The sequence below is a fragment of the Streptomyces sp. F001 genome (genome assembly GCF_004187715.1).
GTDB lineage: Bacteria > Actinomycetota > Actinomycetes > Streptomycetales > Streptomycetaceae > Streptomyces > Streptomyces flavusporus.
On record NZ_QZWF01000011.1, the window covers coordinates 54,875 to 70,243 of the forward strand.

The window sequence follows — 15,369 nt, forward strand, 5'->3', positions numbered from 1 at the left end:
CCCTTGCCCCGCGTACCCCCCACCTCGTCTGTGGACGCGGGGCAAGGCGCGTCCTGCCTTCTCCCGCTGGGCAATGCGGTAGGCGCTGCGGCCGGCTGAGCCGGGGACGGCCGCCGGCTCCGTGACCCGCAACGCGGATCCGGCACCTCTCGCCGAGGCCGTCGCCGTACACCTGCTGGGCGGGAAGGGGATCGTCGACGACCCGCCGTCGGAACGTGGCTCGGCGGCCTCACTGCACGCGGGTCACGGCCAGGCTCTTCGGGTCCCCGCCTGCGCCGCGCAGGGTGATGTCGAACAACAGCTGTCCTTCACGGGGACGCAGGGTGGCCGAGTGCCCGGGAGTGATCTCCCGTTCCCCGCCCTGGACGCGGATGCCCTGCCTGGGCCCGTTGATGACCGTCACGTACGCCATGGAGGGACCGGTGTTGCGTACCGTCACGGCCTTCGTCGGCACGCACCGGCCGCCTCCGGCCGCTGCGGTGGGGCAGACATGGCGCAAATCTCCGAATCCGTACGTTCCACAGGAGAGCTCCAGATCCTGCCCGAGCGTGGAGCGGCAGGTGTGACCGACGCCTACGCGGTCGCTCTGGTCCGGTTCCGCATCATGGCGGACGGCCAGGCCGGCGGCCGCCACGGCGAGTACGGCTGAGCCCCCCAACACGCCCAAGAACAGGCGGCCTTGCTGCCGTCGCCGTTGCGTGCTGCCGGTCACCTGTGAGCTGCTCGGCCGGCGGGCGGGTCTGTCGTTCACGGGTGTCCTCGAAATGCTCGGGAGTGGCGGCGCCCACACGTCAGCGGCCTCGGCTCTCGGTGTGATCGCGTGTCTTGGCCCCATAACGGTTTCCGATGATGACCGAGTGCGCTGTGGATCTGTGACACGGTGGCCGATTACATCGAGCAGTGTCACAACAACAGTGTGATTCCTGTCCTAGTGTGGTGAACGGCTGACTTCACCGTCCCCGTCACCATGAAGGCACCGGTGGGGTCACCGGCCCCGACGGAAAGAGACCCGAATGAGAGTCGTTGTTGCGGGAGGCACCGGGCTGATCGGTTCCAGGACTGTTGCCAGGCTCCGGGACCACGGCATGGAGGTGGTGTCCGTATCGCGCGGGGAGGGCGTCGACATCACCACCGGAGAAGGTCTCGCCGAGGCCCTGCGGGGCGCCGAGGTCGTGGTGGACGTCACCGACGCACCCGCACGTACGGAGAAGGCGAGCATGGACTTCTTCGGCACCGCCACGGCCACCCTTGCAAAGGCCGCGGCGGTGGCAGGTGTCGAGCATCACGTGGTTCTGTCCGTCGTGGGCGCCGAGCAGCTGAAGTCGGGGTACTTCCGAGCGAAGCTGCTGCAGGAGGACCAGGTGCGGCGTTCGCCGGTTCCCTTCTCCTCGATCGTGCGCGCCACGCCGTTCTTCGAATCCGTCGAGACCACGGCGCTGATGAACACGTATACGGACGGTGTGCACGTCGCGCCCGTCCTACTGCGTCCCGTGTCGGCGAACGATGTCGCCGCTGCGGTTGCTCATGTCGCCGTGGGAGTGCCGCCGGCCGGCATTCTCCAGGTCGCCGGCCCGGAGGAACACCGTCTCGACGACCTCGCCGCGAAGCTGCTGGCCGCGCGGGGTGACATGCGTGATGTCGTCGCAGATGTGCATGCCCCCTTCTTCGGTGCGGAGATCGGGGAACGGGCACTGCTTCCCGCGCCGGACGCCCACTCGGGGCACGAAACGTTCGCCCAGTGGCTCGCCCGCCGGTGACCCACCCCGCGTGATGCGCGCCTTCACCGCACTCGTCACCGCACGTATCACTGTGTACCGCACCGGCCACCGACCACCGGCATCCACGAACCGGCTCCGCGCGAGATGTCACAAATACACCGCATGGCCTGTCTTGCTGATATGCAGCTTGTTATATCCAGAGAATCTACCGTGCGCAGGCTGCGGGACGACTATGCGGTCAGCGCCGAGTTCTACGACATCCTGCAGGGCCGGCAGGACGCCATAGAGGTCCATCGCCTCTACAGCCGCGATGTCGCGAACGCCCGTCTCGGAGTGCTGGATGTCGGTGCCGGCACCGGGCGTGTCACGTTGATGAGTCTGCTGGCATCCCGGGTCGGCGTGCACGCCGTCGAGCCTGCACGCGCCATGCGCACACCGCTGATGACGCGCCTCGCCTCCCTCCCCGCCAGGCTGAGGGAGCGGGTCACTGTTCACCCTCATACGCTTGACGAGGCGGGACTGCAGGGGGTCGCGGACGTGGCCGTCTGCCACAACACGATCGCCTGTCTGGCACCCGCCGCACGGCGTGCCCTTTGGCCGGCCCTCGCACAGGCGCTCGTTCCCGGCGGTTCACTGCTCCTTCAGCTCCCGCCCGCTCACCTTCCGGATGAGGAAACCGTGCGTGCCCTGCCAGGTCAGCGCGTCGGGCAGCACGAGTACGGAGGACGCATGGCGCTGTCGGCCGACGGTGGCCGGATCCACACACGTTTCGACTACTGGGTGCGCGGGGCGGAAGGTGTGCTGCAGGAGTACACCGAGACATTCTGGATGTGGCCGGCCTCTCGCGCCGAGATCGCCGGCGACCTGGCAGAGCACGGGTTCGTTCCGCTGCCCGGACGGGACGAACCGGCCCTGCTCGCGATGACCCTCACCCAGTGGTGACCACCCCTTCACGCAGCGCCCGCAACCAGGGCATCGTCCGTCGGACAGGAGAGGCACCGGATGGGTGACGCGGGAGCCACGGGTGCCCGGACAGTCCGCAGGAACACAATGAGTAACACTGAAATTCCACAAATACTGACATCGTTGTGTGTCCTGCCACGGCCGCATGCACACGCTGCTGCGCATGCACACGCTGCTGCGGCGGCTTGTAGCATGGTGACCAGTAAGCCGGAAGGGACGACCGTGCACGCTGGCGATGACGCTGACTCCCTTGAGCAGGCGACGAGGGAATTCCTGGCGGCGCGCCCGCAGCTCTTCGGCATCGCGTACCGCATCCTCGGCAGCGCGGTGGAAGCCGAGGACATCGTCCAGGAGGCATGGCTGCGGTGGCAGAACACGGACCGCACGGACGTCCTCGAGCCGGCGGCCTTCCTGACCACCGTCACCGCACGGCTGGCCATCAACTTCGCCCAGTCCGCCCGGGTGCGGCGGGAGTCGTACATCGGGCCGTGGCTTCCCGAGCCGGTCGACACCACTGAGGACCCTCAGCTGGGGGCGGAACGGGCCGAGGCGCTCGAGCTGGCGGTTCTCTTCCTCCTCGAGAAGCTGAACCCGGTGGAACGGGCGGCCTATGTCCTGCGAGAGGCCTTCGACTACCCCTACAAGCAGGTCGCGGACATGCTGGAAACGAGTGAGGCCAACACCCGCCAGCTGGTGAGCCGTGCACGCAAGCGCCTGGCCTCCGAGCGCAAGGAACGCGTCAGCCCGGCTGATCACAAACGGCTGCTGGAGGTGTTCCTCACCGCCGCGCAGACGGGCAATCTGGCGGTGCTCGAGGACGTCCTCGCCGCGGACGTCGTCAGCTGGGCCGACGGCGGCGGGATGCGCGGCGCGTCGAAGATCCCGGTCGTCGGACGTCCGCACGTCTCCAAGTACCTCGCGGCGTTCGCGCCCCGGTTCTGGCCCCAGGCGGACATTCGGTGGGTCGAGGCCAATGGACGGCCGGCCGTCCTTGTCTCCGCCGACGGGAACGCCGTGGCCCTGCTGTCCGTCGACGCGTCCGCTGAGGGGATCGACCGGATCATGTGGGTGATGAATCCGGCCAAGCTGCTGCCCTACGTGGCGTCCCTGAGCGCCTGAGACCCCCCGCAGCAGTCGGTGGAGTGGGTCCTGGCCGTGTCACAAGAGGGGTGACTTGTCGGTCTACCGGTTACCCGGAACCCAGGGTTCTCCCAGACTCGAAGGACACACGACATGACGATGGTCATGAGCGGCAGGGTGGCCCTTGCCCGCGGACGGGTGTGCTGCCCCCCGCGCCAGGCAAGAACTCCCGCAGAGGCCGACTCCTCCCCTTCCACCGCCTTGCCCGCTCTGTGCGGGCCGGGGAGGTCCTGCCCGGGCGGGCACCGCGACGACATCGGAGTCATGCTGTGAACGACCAGATCAAGTTGCCCGATCTGTCCACCGACAAGGACTTCGACGGGGAGTCCTTCTCCCCCATCTACTCCACGACCGTGACCGTCAGCGGCGGCACTACCGCGCACGGGCGAGCCACAGGGAGAGCCCGGTCGGCCGACGGGGCTCTGGACCTCGACCTGCGCATGCCCGCCGAGCTCGGCGGGGACGGTCAGGGAAACAACCCCGAGCAGTTGTTCGCCGCCGGCTTCGCGGCCTGCTACCACGGGGCCCTGAGTCTGGTGGCGCGGCGGGAGGCACTTGATCCTGCCGCAATCTCCGTGGAGGCGACCGTGGCGTTCGGGCGGGATCCGGAAGACGGCGGCTATCTGCTGCACGTCGACCTGGTGGTCAGGTGGCCGGGCGTCACTTCGGAGATCGCCGCTCCCCTCCTGAAGAAGGCCGAATCACTGTGCCCCTACGCCAAGATGGCCGGGCAGGGAACGCCGACAACCATCATGTTGGCTTCCTAGCCCCCACTTCAGGGCCATGTGCTGCCGAAGTGACCTCGCGTCGGCAGCACATGGCCCTGCCGCTGGTACGCGCCGGCGCCCGGGTTGTGATTCGGCTGTACGCCTGGACAGGGGTCGGGAACTGCCGTCCCTCTTATGACCAGCCGATCGTGAAGATGTGACACGCTGCGTTGCATGGCCACCTGTGGCCGAGCTGAAGCTGCACACGGTGTGTCGACTGCGTGACGCCTGCCGCATCCGCCGGGTACGCGACTTCCATGGCGAGGTGCGGCCGTGCCGCGCGGGGTCGTGGCCCAGCAGGCCGCTGCCGCGGTCCTGGTCGGTCTGATGTCACACGATCCATGTCTGTCCGGTCTGTGTTGTCGAGCGGACGAATAAAGGAGAGCCGCGGCACCAGGTCTGCTGAGGCCCCTCTCGAGCTTCGATGAGGCCGATCGCCCTGGTGGTTGTGTCGTGGGTGGTGTGGGAGAGGGAGGATGCCGTATGGACCGTGGCGATGACGCAGTACCACTCGCCGAGCTGCTCGATGAGCGGCGGCACCTGCTCGATGTCGCCTACTGGATGCTGGGAAACAGGGTGGAGGCCGAGAGTGTCATAGACGCAACCTACCGGCACTGGTACGCCCTGTCCGACCCGGTACGCGCCCGGATCACGACGCCGCGTTCCTGGCTGGCGAAAGTCGCCGGCAGTATCTGCCTGGCCCGCCTGGCCCTGCCCGACCGCACCACAAGCCGCACCGGCCAGGACCACACAACCCACGCCGCACCGCCGGCCGCCGAAACCCCCGGGACGCTGGAGCAGCAGATCAGCGGGGTATTGCTGGACGCGCTGGATGCCCTGCCCCCCGCCGAACGGGCGGCGTTCGTCCTCAACGACGTCTTCGGCATGGCCCCGGGCGCGGTCACCGACATCGTGCGCCAGAGCGAACCGGAAGGTGCCGAACCGGCCGACCGCGCCCGCCACAGTCTGCGCGCCCGCCGCGCACTGCCCACCCCACCCCAGCAGCACGACGCCCTGGCCCGCGCCCTCCGCCAGGCCTGCACCACCCAGGACGAAGCCCTTCTGGCCTCACTGCTCGCCCCCGACGCCACGGCCTTCTTCGACGGCGGCGGCAAGGTCAGGGCCCTGGTCAAGCCCGTCCACGGCAACGTCCACGTCGCCCGCAGCCTGCTCACCCTCCTCACCTGCCATCCCCGCACCGCCCTCGACACCCACTCCGTCAACGGGCGCACCGGCCTCCTCGTACGGTACGACCACCAAGTCGTCGCCATCATCAGCCTCGACATCGCGGGCCTCCACATCGTCCGAGTCTGGATCATCCTCAACCCCGACAAACTCCGCACCTGGAACCAATCCAGCGCTCCTCCCGACCCGCCGAGGCCGCACAACAACTTGCCTGGGCAACCCGAGGACTGAGGCCACCGGCAGCGGCGCTTCCGCCATGAACGGGCCGACCGGACGCGGGGCGGCAATCCAGTACGGCAAACCTGTCACAGAGCGGGGATCCACCCGGTCAATGAAGCGGACGCGATCGGAACAGCTGTTACTCGGAGGAACGGAGACAGCAGGATCATGGATCTCGAGCCATCCCCCGCGGGAAGCACCCTGGACGATGCCGTTGCTGTCTTCGTGGAGCTCCGTCCACGGCTCTTCGGCATCGCATACCGTGTGCTGGGAAGTGCGGTTGAGGCTGAAGACGTGGTTCAGGAAGTCTGGCTGCGCTGGCAGAAAACCGACCGCTCGGTGGTGGTCAGCCCCGCGGCCTTTCTGTCGAGTACAACCACCAGGCTGGCCATCAACGTGGCTCAGTCGGCCCGTCTGCGCCGCGAAATCTATGTCGGCCCGTGGCTTCCCGAACCTGTGGACACGACCACCGATCCCGAGCTGGGCGCCCAGCGGGCCGAAGCCCTGGATTTTGCTCTGCTCCTCGTCCTGGAGAAGCTGACTCCCGCGGAACGGGCCGCATACGTTCTACGAGAGGCGTTCGACTACACCTATGCCGAGATCGCGGAAATGCTCCAGCTCAGTCTCGTCAACGTCCGGAAGATCGTGAGCCGGGCCCGCAAGCATCTCGCGGCCGACCAGCGGGAGACCGTGGACACGGCGGTGCACCGACAGCTTCTCGAAGCCTTCGTCTCGGCAGCGCAGACGGGGAATGTCGCCTCACTGGAGGCCCTCCTCACTCCGGATGCCGTCAGCCTGTCCGACGGCAACGGCATCCGGGGCGCCGCTCGCGTCCCCGTTCTGGGCCGCGCACGTGTGGCGAACCTGGCGACGGCCACTCGGCGGTTCTGGGCCGTGGACATCCGCCCCGTGGAGGCCAACGGACGCAGCGGCGTGCTGCTCTACCGGGACAGCAGGCCCGCGGCCTTCATGACGACAGCGGCCTCGCAGGAAGGCATTCACCAGGTGATGTGGGTGTTCAACCCGAGCAAGATCGCTGCGTTCATCGACTCGCGTTCCCGCCACACCACAGTGCCCGGCGTCTGATCACGAGCTGTGGTCACACGACCTTCACACCCATGCAGGGCTACGCCTGCCAGTCCGCTGTCGCAGTAGCGCGCTTCTGCCACTGCCGCACACCCGGACCGTTCGGCTCCCACCGGTCGCAGAACTGCCGCAGCACCTCGCATCTGGTCAGCATGGCGGCCCTGCGGACCGGCCAGGGCGGCACCTCCCCGCCGTAGGCCCGGAAGAAGTGGCCGAGTGCGTGGCAGTACTCGGGGTGGTGCATCCCCCGATCATCGGACACGGGCAGCACTCCGGCTACGCGCTGGCGCCCATAGTCACTTGACTGATGCTTCAGGTCTCAACAGGCCCCCAGACTTATAGCGACCCGGTGTACCGGTCGGATACCGATCAGTAATCCTCGGGGCAGGAAGTGGAAAGGGGTAAATCGATGACCGGCAAGGCCTCCGACACCGATGACGAGCGTGGGTTTGCTCACATGGAGCACAGATACCCACAGGCTGTCCGGGCGGGGTGGGTGGACAATCAACCCGAGCCTGTGACGTGCCGGACGATCGTGCATCTCCTCAGAGGGCAGGAGTATCTGCCGGTCGTAACAGAATTCCACTACGACGGTACCGATCCGTATTCAGTGTGCGTGATATTCAATGCGCACACCGACATGACCGTCGAGTGGACATTTGGACGCGAGCTCCTGCTGTCCGGCCAGAAGGGGCTCAGCGGTGCCGGCGACGTCCAGATCTGGCCTTCCGAAATCTACGGTTTCGGCGTGGTTTTCATCTCGTTGCGCTCGGGTGCAGAAATGGAAGTTGCGGCCGCGCCGGCAAAGATGATCGACGTATTCCTCGAGCGCACTCTGAAAGTTGTACCTCTGGGTGAAGAAGAACGTCACTTGGGTATCGACAGCCCCGTCAGTCAGCTGCTGGACGAAATATGACGAGACCATCTGCGTGACTTCGTGTCGTGCACGATCACTCACCATGCGACGAGTCGTCGTGCACCACTCAAACCGAGGGTGAACACCCCTCTGCGGCGAGAAGTCGCCGGACGGGTAGCATGTGGCGCGTAAGCCGTTGCGGAGGAATCTCCACATGCTCAGCCCACTGCCCGTCGTGCCGACGACCGGACACCCGGCGATACCCGCACGCGCACGATGATCGGCCGTGACGAGGAGCTGCGCAGCCTGCGCAGGCTGCTGACGGACGCGGCGGCCGGACAGGGCGGCGCGCTGTTGGTCCACGGCACCGCCGGTGTCGGAAAGTCGGCTCTGTTGCGCACGGTCGGCACCGAGGCGGCCGACAGCGGTTTCAGGGTGCTGCGCACATCCGGGGTGGAGACCGAGCAGTGGCTGCCGTTCGCCGCACTGCAGCTGCTGCTGCAACCGGTCGCCGACGGTATCGAGAACCTGCCGGACCCACAGCGGGAGACGCTGACCGACGCGTTCAGCGCCACGGAGACCGAGCCCCAGACATTCCGGGCCGGACTGGCCGTACTCGAACTGCTCGCCGACGCAGCCGACCAGCAGCCACTCCTGCTGCTGCTCGACGATCTGCAGTGGTTCGATTCGTCCAGCCGGGACGTGCTGAGGTTTGTCTCCCGGCGCACCGGCGACCTTCCCATCCTGTTCATCGCTGCCGTCCGGATCCCCTCCATCGACGAGTTCAGCCCGGGCATGCACCCGGACCTCCATCTGGAACCGCTCAGCCGGACGGCGGCCGCCGAGCTGCTCGATGCCGGCGCGCCCGGCCTGGCCGCGCCGCTGCGAGCGCTCGTCCTGGAGCGTGCCGCAGGTAATCCGCTGGCCCTGATCGAGCTGCCCAAGGCGGTGCAGGGCATGTCCGCGCAGTGGGACGACCTGCCGCTGACCCAGCGACTGGAGGCCACGTTCGCCGCGCGTACCGACTCTGCGAGCCTGGAGTGCCGCACCTTCCTCCTGGCCCTGGCTGCCGAGCCGACCGCACCGCTGAGCCGACTGCTGGAGGTGTCGAGTCGTCTCTGCGGCTCCACCGTTTCCGTGGACTCGCTGCAGGAGGCGGTCGACGCGGGCCTGGTCACCCTGGTCGGCCGTACCGCCGAGTTCCGGCATCCGCTGATGCGCTCGGCGATCTACACCCGCGCCACGGTCGCCGACCGGCTGGCCACCCACCGCGCCCTCGCAGCGGCGTTGGCGGACACGCCCGGGCTCCAACTCGCCCACGAGGCAGCTGCCACGCTCGGCCCGGACGAGGAACTGGCCGTCCGGCTCGAGCAGTTCGCCGACGCGTCGCAGGCCCGGGGCAAGGTGGCGGCGGCCGTCCCCGCCCTGCGCCAGGCGGCCGAGCTCGTCCAGGACGCGCGCCGCCGCACCGGCATCCTGGTCCGGGCAGCCGAGCTGTCCGCCGAGATCAACGACCGCTTCAACGCCCAGATGCTGCTGGACCGTGCCGACCTGAGCGTGCTCGGCCCGGTGGAGCAGGCCCGCCTCATGGTGGTGTCCGACCGGGCCGCATTCGAACCGGACGAGCCGCACCGACGGATCCACGACATGGTCACCGCAGCGGGCGGAGCGATGGATGCGGGAGCCGCGGGCATCGCCGAGAACCTGCTGTGGCGGGCCGCCGCACGATGCTTCTTCCAGGACGGCGACGCACAGGTGCGCGCTCAGACCGCAGCCGAACTCGATCGCTGGAACCCCGATCCGAACGCCCCCCACGTGCTGGTGGTGCGGGCATACACCGAACCGTACCGACACGGGGCCGACGTGATCGCGCGGCTCCGCAGCATCGAGCCGAACCGCCAGGACGGCCGGATCCTGCACTTCCTCGGCAGCGGCGCAATGGTCGTGGGCGAGATGAGCCACGCCGCCCGGTACCTGTCGCTGGCGGCTGCATCATGGCGGTCGCAGGGCAGGCTCGGGCTGCTCGCCCGCTCTCTGGCCGGCAGCTGGTCGCGGGTGTACCTCGGTCAGCTGGACCGGGCTCGAGAGGAGTCCGGCGAGGGGATCGCCCTGGCGGAGGAGACCGGCGAACAGATCGTCTGGCTGGGGGTGAAGGCGACAGCCGGCCTGGTGGCAGTGCTGCGCGGGGAGACCGAGGCCGCGGCGCGGATGGTCCGCGAACTGCGCACTCACAGCCTGTTCCCCGGGATGCCGTTCGTCACGGTGGTAGCGCAGCAGATCGACGGTCTGCTCGCTCTTTTCGACAGTCGCGCCACCGAGGCGTACGACATTCTCGCGCGCGCCTTCGATCCGGCCGACCCGCACTACCACTCCGTGAGCCGCTGGCTGCTCGCGCCGGACCTGGCGGACGCAGCGGTGGCCGCGGGCACCGTCGAGCAGGCCCGGGGCCTGCTCACCGAACTTCCGGAGCTGGCCGACCGGTTGCCCTCGGAAATGATGGTGGTCGCGCGGGCCTACACCGACGCGGTGCTGGCACCCGACGACACAGCTGAGGAGCGATACGCCGCGGCGCTCACCGCGCTGCCGGCGGACTGGACGCCGGCGCGTGCCCGGCTGCATCTGCACCACGGCCGCCGACTGCGCCGGCAACGCCGCAACGTGGACGCCCGGCACCCGCTGCGACTGGCCCGCGACGAGTTCGAACGGGCCGGCGCGAAGCCCTGGGCGGAGATGGCCCTCGAGCAGCTGCGCGCCGCCGGTGAGTCGAGCGGTCGGCGTCACCCGTACGAGAGCGAGCAGTTGTCGGCTCAGGAGATGCAGATAGCCGTGCTGGCGTCGCAGGGGCTGAGCAACCGGGAGATCGGCCAGCGCCTGTTCATCTCGCACCGCACCGTCGGGGCCCATCTGTACCGGATCTATCCACGCCTGGGCATCACCAGCCGGGGCAAGCTCGCCACCGCGCTGGCCGCCCTCCACGAAGAACCCGCGGAATGAGCCGTCGGGGTCCGGCTCGGCGCGGATGATCGCCGCGGGCGGGCGTGGAGTCCGGCGGTGGCTCGCACGGGGTTGATCGCCGCACCGGCGCGTCTGCCGTCCGACTAGGCGTTTTCCGGGAGTTCGTACGAGCCGTACTCCGGGCGACCCGCCAGGTCGTACGTCTGGATGGACACGCCTGCCGCGGTGATCCGGCCGCCGGTGTGCCGGAAGGCGGTCGGGACGGTTCCCTCCGCGAACAGGCGGCGGCCGGCGCCGAGCACGACCGGGAAGGTCAGCAGGTGGACCGTGTCGATCAGGCCGAGCGCGAGCAGCGACCGGGCCAGCGCTCCGCTGCCGTGCACCTGAAGCTCGCCGTCGGTGCGCTCCTTGAGGTCGGCGACCTCCTTGGCGAGGTCACCGCCGATCACGGTCGTGCCGGCCCAGTCGGGGTCGGTGAGGGTGCTGGAGGCGACGTACTTCGGCAGGGCGTTCAGCGGGGCGGCGATCGGGTCGTCGGGGTCGGTCACCTTCGGCCAGTACGCGGCGAAGATGTCGTAGGTACGGCGGCCGAGGAGGAACGCGCCGACGCGTTCGAAGACCTCGTTGACGAACCGGCCGAAGTCCTCGTCGGCGTACGGAACGGTCCAGCCGCCCTGCTCGAAGCCGTCGCGGGTGTCTTCCTGGGGGCCGCCGGGGGCCTGGTGGACGCCGTCGAGGGTGACGAAGGAGGTGAGGACGAGCTTGCCCATGACGGGTGCCTTCTTCCTGGGTCTGCGTGGGCGGACCCTGCTGTCATCAGGTCGGACCCCACCGGCGCCCGCAACTCATCGGTGAGTGGGAAGTTCCGGCCGTGCGACCTCGGTGTCCGTTCGCCGCCAGCACGCTCGTGGGGCCGTCGCTGGAATGGACGCATGACTTCTCGAGGAATGCTCAACGGCAAGGTGGCCCTGGTGACCGGGGGCAGCCGCGGTATCGGAGCGGCGACGGCGGTGCGGCTGGCGCGGGAGGGCGCCGATGTGGCGATCACCTACGTGAACGGCAAGGAGGCGGCGGACGACGTCGTACGGGCCGTCGAGGCGCTGGGGCGCCGGGCCGTGGCTCTGCGGGCGGACTCCGCCGACGCGGACGAGGCGGCGGGAGCGGTGCAGCGGACGGCGGAGGCGCTCGGCGGCCTCGACGTACTGGTGAACAACGTGGGCGTCGGGCTGCTCGGGCCACTGGACAGCATCGCGCTCGCCGATGTGGACCGAGTGCTGTCCGTGAACGTACGCGGCGTGTTCCTGGCCTCCCAGGCGGCCGCGGCGCGCATGACGGACGGCGGACGGATCATCACCATCGGCACCTGCATGACCCAGCGGGTGCCGGGACCCGGCGGGACGCTCTACGCGACCAGCAAGTCGGCGCTGATCGGTCTGACGAAGGCCCTGGCGAGGGAGCTGGGCGGACGCGGGATCACCGCGAACATCGTCCATCCCGGACCGATCGACACCGACATGAACCCGGCCGACGGCCCGTACGCGGCCGGCCAGGCGGCGATGACCGCGTTGGGACGCTTCGGGACGGCCGAGGAGGTGGCGTCGACGGTCGCCCACCTGGCGGGGGCGTCGTACGTCACCGGGGCCGAGTTCCGCGTCGACGGCGGGCACGCGGCGTGAGCCACGCGGGCGCACCGGTGCGGCCCGGTGCGCTCCGCGGGTCGGGTGAGGTCAGCCGCCCAGTTCCTGGTACCGGGCCGCGAGCCGCGTCGCGCCCTCCTGCGTCAGGGAGCCGAACAGGCGCAGGCGGGAAATGCCTCCGTCCGGGAAGATGTCCACGCGCGCGTGCGTGCCGACGGCGGGCGTGGGCAGGACGAAGCGGTGGTTGGTGTCGGGCTGGAGCCGGGTGCGCGGCAGGATCTGCGTCCACTCGCCGTCCTCGCCGTCCCGTACCGACACCGACGCCCAGCCCGCGCTGTTGCCCTTCAGGTACGCGGTGTCGATCTCGATCGCACGGATCCGGGACCGGTCGACGAGCCGGTAGCGGATCCAGTCGTTGCCCCGGTCGCGGCGGCGGCGCGTCTCCCAGCCGTCGTCCATCTTGCGGGAGCGGCCCGGCTGGATGGTGTTGGTGGCCGGCGAGTAGAACAGGTTGGAGGCGTCCTCGGCCTGGCCGCCGTTCTCCAGGGCCACCACGTCGAAGGTGCCCAGCACCGACAGCCACTCGGGGTCCGGGACCACCTCGCCGTACACCCGCAGGCGGGCGATTCCGCCGTCGGGGTGCTGATTGACGCGCAGGTGGGTGAAGCGCTGCTCCACCGACACGGGGAAACCGTTCGCCGCGTGGCCGCCGACCGGGGTGCGCGGGAGAAGCGTCGTCCACTTCACATCGTCGGCCAGCAGTTCCTGCGGGGACGGGGAGCCGGGCACCGAGGCGCCCTCGATCGAGACCGCCTGGGGGTAGTTGCCGCGGAAGTGGGCCGTGTCGACCACGATGCCCCGGACGATGCCTGGCGCGCCGAGCCGGACCAGCGCCCAGTCGTGGTCGTCGGGCGCGGGCCAGGGGTGCTCGGCGGAGACGCCGCGGCGGCGTCGGGTCTCCCAGCCGTCCATGATCTTGCCCTTGTGCCCGAAGTGCTCGGGGTCGAACTCGGCGCGCTCGGGCACCAGCAGGTTCTCGCGCTGGGCGAAGAACTCGTCGTTGGCGGCGATGACTCCGGCACCGAGTCGGCGGTCGGCGAGGTTGGCGTACTGGGTGAAGGGGAAGTCGGCGGTGCGGTAGTCCGCGTAGGGGTCGCCGCCTGCGTAGGGGTTGGCGTCGCCGGTGAAGGTCGCCAAAGGGAATTGATGCTGCGCCGTCACGGGGATCAGGGCTTCCTTTCGGGAGTCGGGATTCAGGGGGTGCGGGTGAGCAGGCGCCCCTTCGGTGCGGTGAACTCGCCGTCCGCCACGATGCGTTCGCCGCGCAGCCAGGTGGACTTCACGACGCCGCTGAGGGTCTTGCCGGCGTACGCCGTGACGCGGTTGCGGTGCTGGAGGGCCGCGGGGTCCACGGTGAAGGTCTCGTCGGGTGCGAGGACGGCGAAGTCGGCGTCCCGGCCGGCCTCGATGGCGCCCTTGTGCCCCAGTCCGACCAGTTCCGCCGTCCGCGTGGACATCCAGCGGACGACGTCCTCCAGGGTGTGCCCGCGTGTGCGGGCCTCGGTCCACACCGCCGCCAGGCTGAGCTGGAGGCCGGAGATGCCGCCCCAGGCGGTGGCGAAGTCGTCGGTCTTGAGGTCGGCGGTCGACGGCGAGTGGTCGGTGACCACGCAGTCGATGGTGCCGTCGGCCAGCGCCTGCCAGAGCAGGTCCTGGTTGGCGGCCTCGCGGATGGGCGGACAGCACTTGAACTCGCTGGCCCCGTCCGGGACTTCCTCGGCCGTCAGGGTCAGGTAGTGGGGACACGTCTCGACGGTGAGCCGGACGCCCTCGGCGCGGGCCTCGGCGATCAGCGGCAGGGCGTCACTGGAGGAGAGGTGCAGCACGTGCACGCGCGCGTGGAGGCGCCCCGCCTGCGCGATGAGGTGGGCGATCGCGGTGTCCTCGGCGTCGCGGGGCCGCGAGGCGAGGAAGTGGGCGTACTTCGGTCCGCCCTGCTGCGGGGCGGCGGCGAGATGGTGCGGGTCCTCGGCGTGCACGATCAGCAGGCCGTCGAAGGCGGCGATCTCGGCCAGGGACCGGGCGAGTTGCTCATGGTCGAGGTGGGGGAACTCGTCCACACCGGACGGCGACAGGAAGGCCTTGAAGCCGAAGACGCCGGCGTCGTGCAGCGGGCGGAGGTCCTTGACGTTGCCGGGCAGGGCGCCGCCCCAGAAGCCGACGTCTATGTGGGCCTTGTCGGCGGCGGCCTTCTGTTTCGTACGGAGGTTCTCGACCGTGGTCGTCGGCGGGAGGGAGTTGAGCGGCATGTCGACGAGGGTGGTGATGCCGCCGGCCGCCGCTGCGCGCGTGGCGGTCCAGAAGCCCTCCCACTCGGTGCGGCCGGGGTCGTTGACGTGCACGTGGGTGTCGACCAGGCCGGGCAGCAGGACGTGGTCGCCGACGTCCTCCACGCGGACGCCCCCGACGGGAGCGTCGTACGGCAGTACGGCTGCGATCCTGCCCCCGGCGACCGCGACCGACGCGGCGCGCGTTCCCTCGGGTGTGATGACGCGCGTCGAGCGCAGCACCAGTTCAGCGTCGGACACCCGGACCCCTCTCTGCCGCCGTTGACTTCCGCGCAACGGAATTCAACTTTCTGTTGAAGGAGTCTTCACCTCCGTTCCCGCACCGTCAAGGGCCCACTTCTCCACGGTGCACCCGACGCCCACTCTCTGGACGTTTCCACAAAGCGGAATTAGTATTCCAACACGCAGAACGTAGCTACGCACAAGCGGGGAGTCAACCGACTGCCGGGTAGGCTGCTGCCTTTCCCGCCCGTTCTGCCTGTGCCGAAAGGAACG

General features: G+C 69.2%; 15 protein-coding genes. 10 read left to right on the forward strand and 5 right to left on the reverse strand.

Features of this window, described 5'->3' with window-relative positions; translation table 11 throughout:
* Window positions 1-229: 229 nt before the first annotated feature.
* Entirely contained in the window at window positions 230-454 is a 225-nt protein-coding gene (locus StrepF001_RS30345) for a hypothetical protein (protein WP_129801403.1), read from the reverse strand.
* A 36-nt stretch (window positions 455-490) separates the two neighbouring features.
* Between StrepF001_RS30345 and StrepF001_RS45830 the strand changes: the two genes are divergently transcribed.
* The 7 genes from StrepF001_RS45830 (at window position 491) to StrepF001_RS30375 (ending at window position 7,078) form a co-directional block, all read left to right on the forward strand.
* Window positions 491-649: a hypothetical protein gene (locus tag StrepF001_RS45830; protein WP_165396416.1), complete on the forward strand. Its 159-nt coding sequence runs from the start codon at window positions 491-493 to the stop codon at window positions 647-649.
* A gap of 364 nt (window positions 650-1,013) precedes the next feature.
* Entirely contained in the window at window positions 1,014-1,757 is a 744-nt protein-coding gene (locus StrepF001_RS30350; RefSeq protein WP_129801404.1) for an NAD-dependent epimerase/dehydratase family protein, read from the forward strand.
* A gap of 123 nt (window positions 1,758-1,880) precedes the next feature.
* Window positions 1,881-2,660 carry a class I SAM-dependent methyltransferase gene (locus StrepF001_RS30355; RefSeq protein ID WP_240797749.1) on the forward strand — a complete coding sequence of 260 codons (780 nt, stop codon included), beginning with the start codon at window positions 1,881-1,883 and terminating at the stop codon, window positions 2,658-2,660.
* A 243-nt stretch (window positions 2,661-2,903) separates the two neighbouring features.
* Window positions 2,904-3,800, forward strand: coding sequence for an RNA polymerase sigma-70 factor (locus StrepF001_RS30360; protein ID WP_129801405.1), 897 nt, complete (start codon window positions 2,904-2,906; stop codon window positions 3,798-3,800).
* A gap of 290 nt (window positions 3,801-4,090) precedes the next feature.
* Window positions 4,091-4,588 carry an Ohr family peroxiredoxin gene (locus StrepF001_RS30365; protein WP_129801406.1) on the forward strand — a complete coding sequence of 166 codons (498 nt, stop codon included), beginning with the start codon at window positions 4,091-4,093 and terminating at the stop codon, window positions 4,586-4,588.
* A gap of 483 nt (window positions 4,589-5,071) precedes the next feature.
* On the forward strand, window positions 5,072-6,004 hold the full coding sequence (locus tag StrepF001_RS30370) for an RNA polymerase subunit sigma (RefSeq protein WP_129801407.1): 933 nt from the start codon (window positions 5,072-5,074) through the stop codon (window positions 6,002-6,004).
* 156 nt (window positions 6,005-6,160) lie between these two features.
* Window positions 6,161-7,078, forward strand: coding sequence for an RNA polymerase sigma-70 factor (locus StrepF001_RS30375; protein WP_129801408.1), 918 nt, complete (start codon window positions 6,161-6,163; stop codon window positions 7,076-7,078).
* Window positions 7,079-7,118: 40 nt separating this feature from the next.
* Here StrepF001_RS30375 and StrepF001_RS30380 read toward each other — a convergent pair whose 3' ends face one another.
* Window positions 7,119-7,322 (reverse strand): hypothetical protein, encoded by a 204-nt coding sequence (locus tag StrepF001_RS30380; RefSeq protein ID WP_206306988.1) that lies wholly within the window; start codon window positions 7,320-7,322, stop codon window positions 7,119-7,121.
* Window positions 7,323-7,487: 165 nt separating this feature from the next.
* On the opposite strand from StrepF001_RS30380, the gene StrepF001_RS30385 reads away from it, so the two are divergent.
* Both StrepF001_RS30385 and StrepF001_RS30390 read left to right on the forward strand, forming a co-directional pair.
* Window positions 7,488-7,994 carry an SsgA family sporulation/cell division regulator gene (locus tag StrepF001_RS30385; protein ID WP_129801409.1) on the forward strand — a complete coding sequence of 169 codons (507 nt, stop codon included), beginning with the start codon at window positions 7,488-7,490 and terminating at the stop codon, window positions 7,992-7,994.
* Between the two features lie 216 nt (window positions 7,995-8,210).
* A complete protein-coding gene (locus tag StrepF001_RS30390; RefSeq protein ID WP_129801410.1) occupies window positions 8,211-10,928 on the forward strand; it encodes a helix-turn-helix transcriptional regulator in 2,718 nt (905 codons plus the stop codon).
* Window positions 10,929-11,032: 104 nt separating this feature from the next.
* On the opposite strand, the gene StrepF001_RS30395 is transcribed toward StrepF001_RS30390, so the two are convergent.
* Complete coding sequence (locus StrepF001_RS30395) at window positions 11,033-11,659, reverse strand: dihydrofolate reductase family protein (RefSeq protein WP_129801411.1); 627 nt, start codon at window positions 11,657-11,659, stop codon at window positions 11,033-11,035.
* Window positions 11,660-11,821: 162 nt separating this feature from the next.
* Between StrepF001_RS30395 and StrepF001_RS30400 the strand changes: the two genes are divergently transcribed.
* The gene (locus StrepF001_RS30400) at window positions 11,822-12,565 is read left to right on the forward strand and encodes an SDR family oxidoreductase (protein ID WP_129801412.1); all 744 of its coding nucleotides are present in this window, start codon (window positions 11,822-11,824) and stop codon (window positions 12,563-12,565) included.
* A 51-nt stretch (window positions 12,566-12,616) separates the two neighbouring features.
* Here StrepF001_RS30400 and alc read toward each other — a convergent pair whose 3' ends face one another.
* Complete coding sequence (gene alc, locus StrepF001_RS30405; protein WP_129801413.1) at window positions 12,617-13,747, reverse strand: allantoicase; 1,131 nt, start codon at window positions 13,745-13,747, stop codon at window positions 12,617-12,619.
* 32 nt (window positions 13,748-13,779) lie between these two features.
* Window positions 13,780-15,114: an allantoinase AllB gene (allB, locus tag StrepF001_RS30410; RefSeq protein ID WP_129801414.1), complete on the reverse strand. Its 1,335-nt coding sequence runs from the start codon at window positions 15,112-15,114 to the stop codon at window positions 13,780-13,782.
* Window positions 15,115-15,369: the final 255 nt, after the last annotated feature.

Excerpts from the sequence above, each read along its gene's own strand:
- StrepF001_RS30395 (WP_129801411.1), bottom strand. The coding sequence starts at position 11,659 with ATGGGCAAGCTCGTCCTCACCTCCTTCGTCACCCTCGACGGCGTCCAC.
- StrepF001_RS30350 (WP_129801404.1), top strand. The coding sequence starts at position 1,014 with ATGAGAGTCGTTGTTGCGGGAGGCACCGGGCTGATCGGTTCCAGGACT.
- StrepF001_RS30355 (WP_240797749.1), top strand. The coding sequence starts at position 1,881 with ATGGCCTGTCTTGCTGATATGCAGCTTGTTATATCCAGAGAATCTACC.
- StrepF001_RS30400 (WP_129801412.1), top strand. The coding sequence starts at position 11,822 with ATGACTTCTCGAGGAATGCTCAACGGCAAGGTGGCCCTGGTGACCGGG.
- StrepF001_RS30370 (WP_129801407.1), top strand. The coding sequence starts at position 5,072 with ATGGACCGTGGCGATGACGCAGTACCACTCGCCGAGCTGCTCGATGAG.
- StrepF001_RS45830 (WP_165396416.1), top strand. The coding sequence starts at position 491 with ATGGCGCAAATCTCCGAATCCGTACGTTCCACAGGAGAGCTCCAGATC.
- StrepF001_RS30375 (WP_129801408.1), top strand. The coding sequence starts at position 6,161 with ATGGATCTCGAGCCATCCCCCGCGGGAAGCACCCTGGACGATGCCGTT.
- StrepF001_RS30385 (WP_129801409.1), top strand. The coding sequence starts at position 7,488 with ATGACCGGCAAGGCCTCCGACACCGATGACGAGCGTGGGTTTGCTCAC.
- StrepF001_RS30390 (WP_129801410.1), top strand. The coding sequence starts at position 8,211 with ATGATCGGCCGTGACGAGGAGCTGCGCAGCCTGCGCAGGCTGCTGACG.
- StrepF001_RS30380 (WP_206306988.1), bottom strand. The coding sequence starts at position 7,322 with ATGCACCACCCCGAGTACTGCCACGCACTCGGCCACTTCTTCCGGGCC.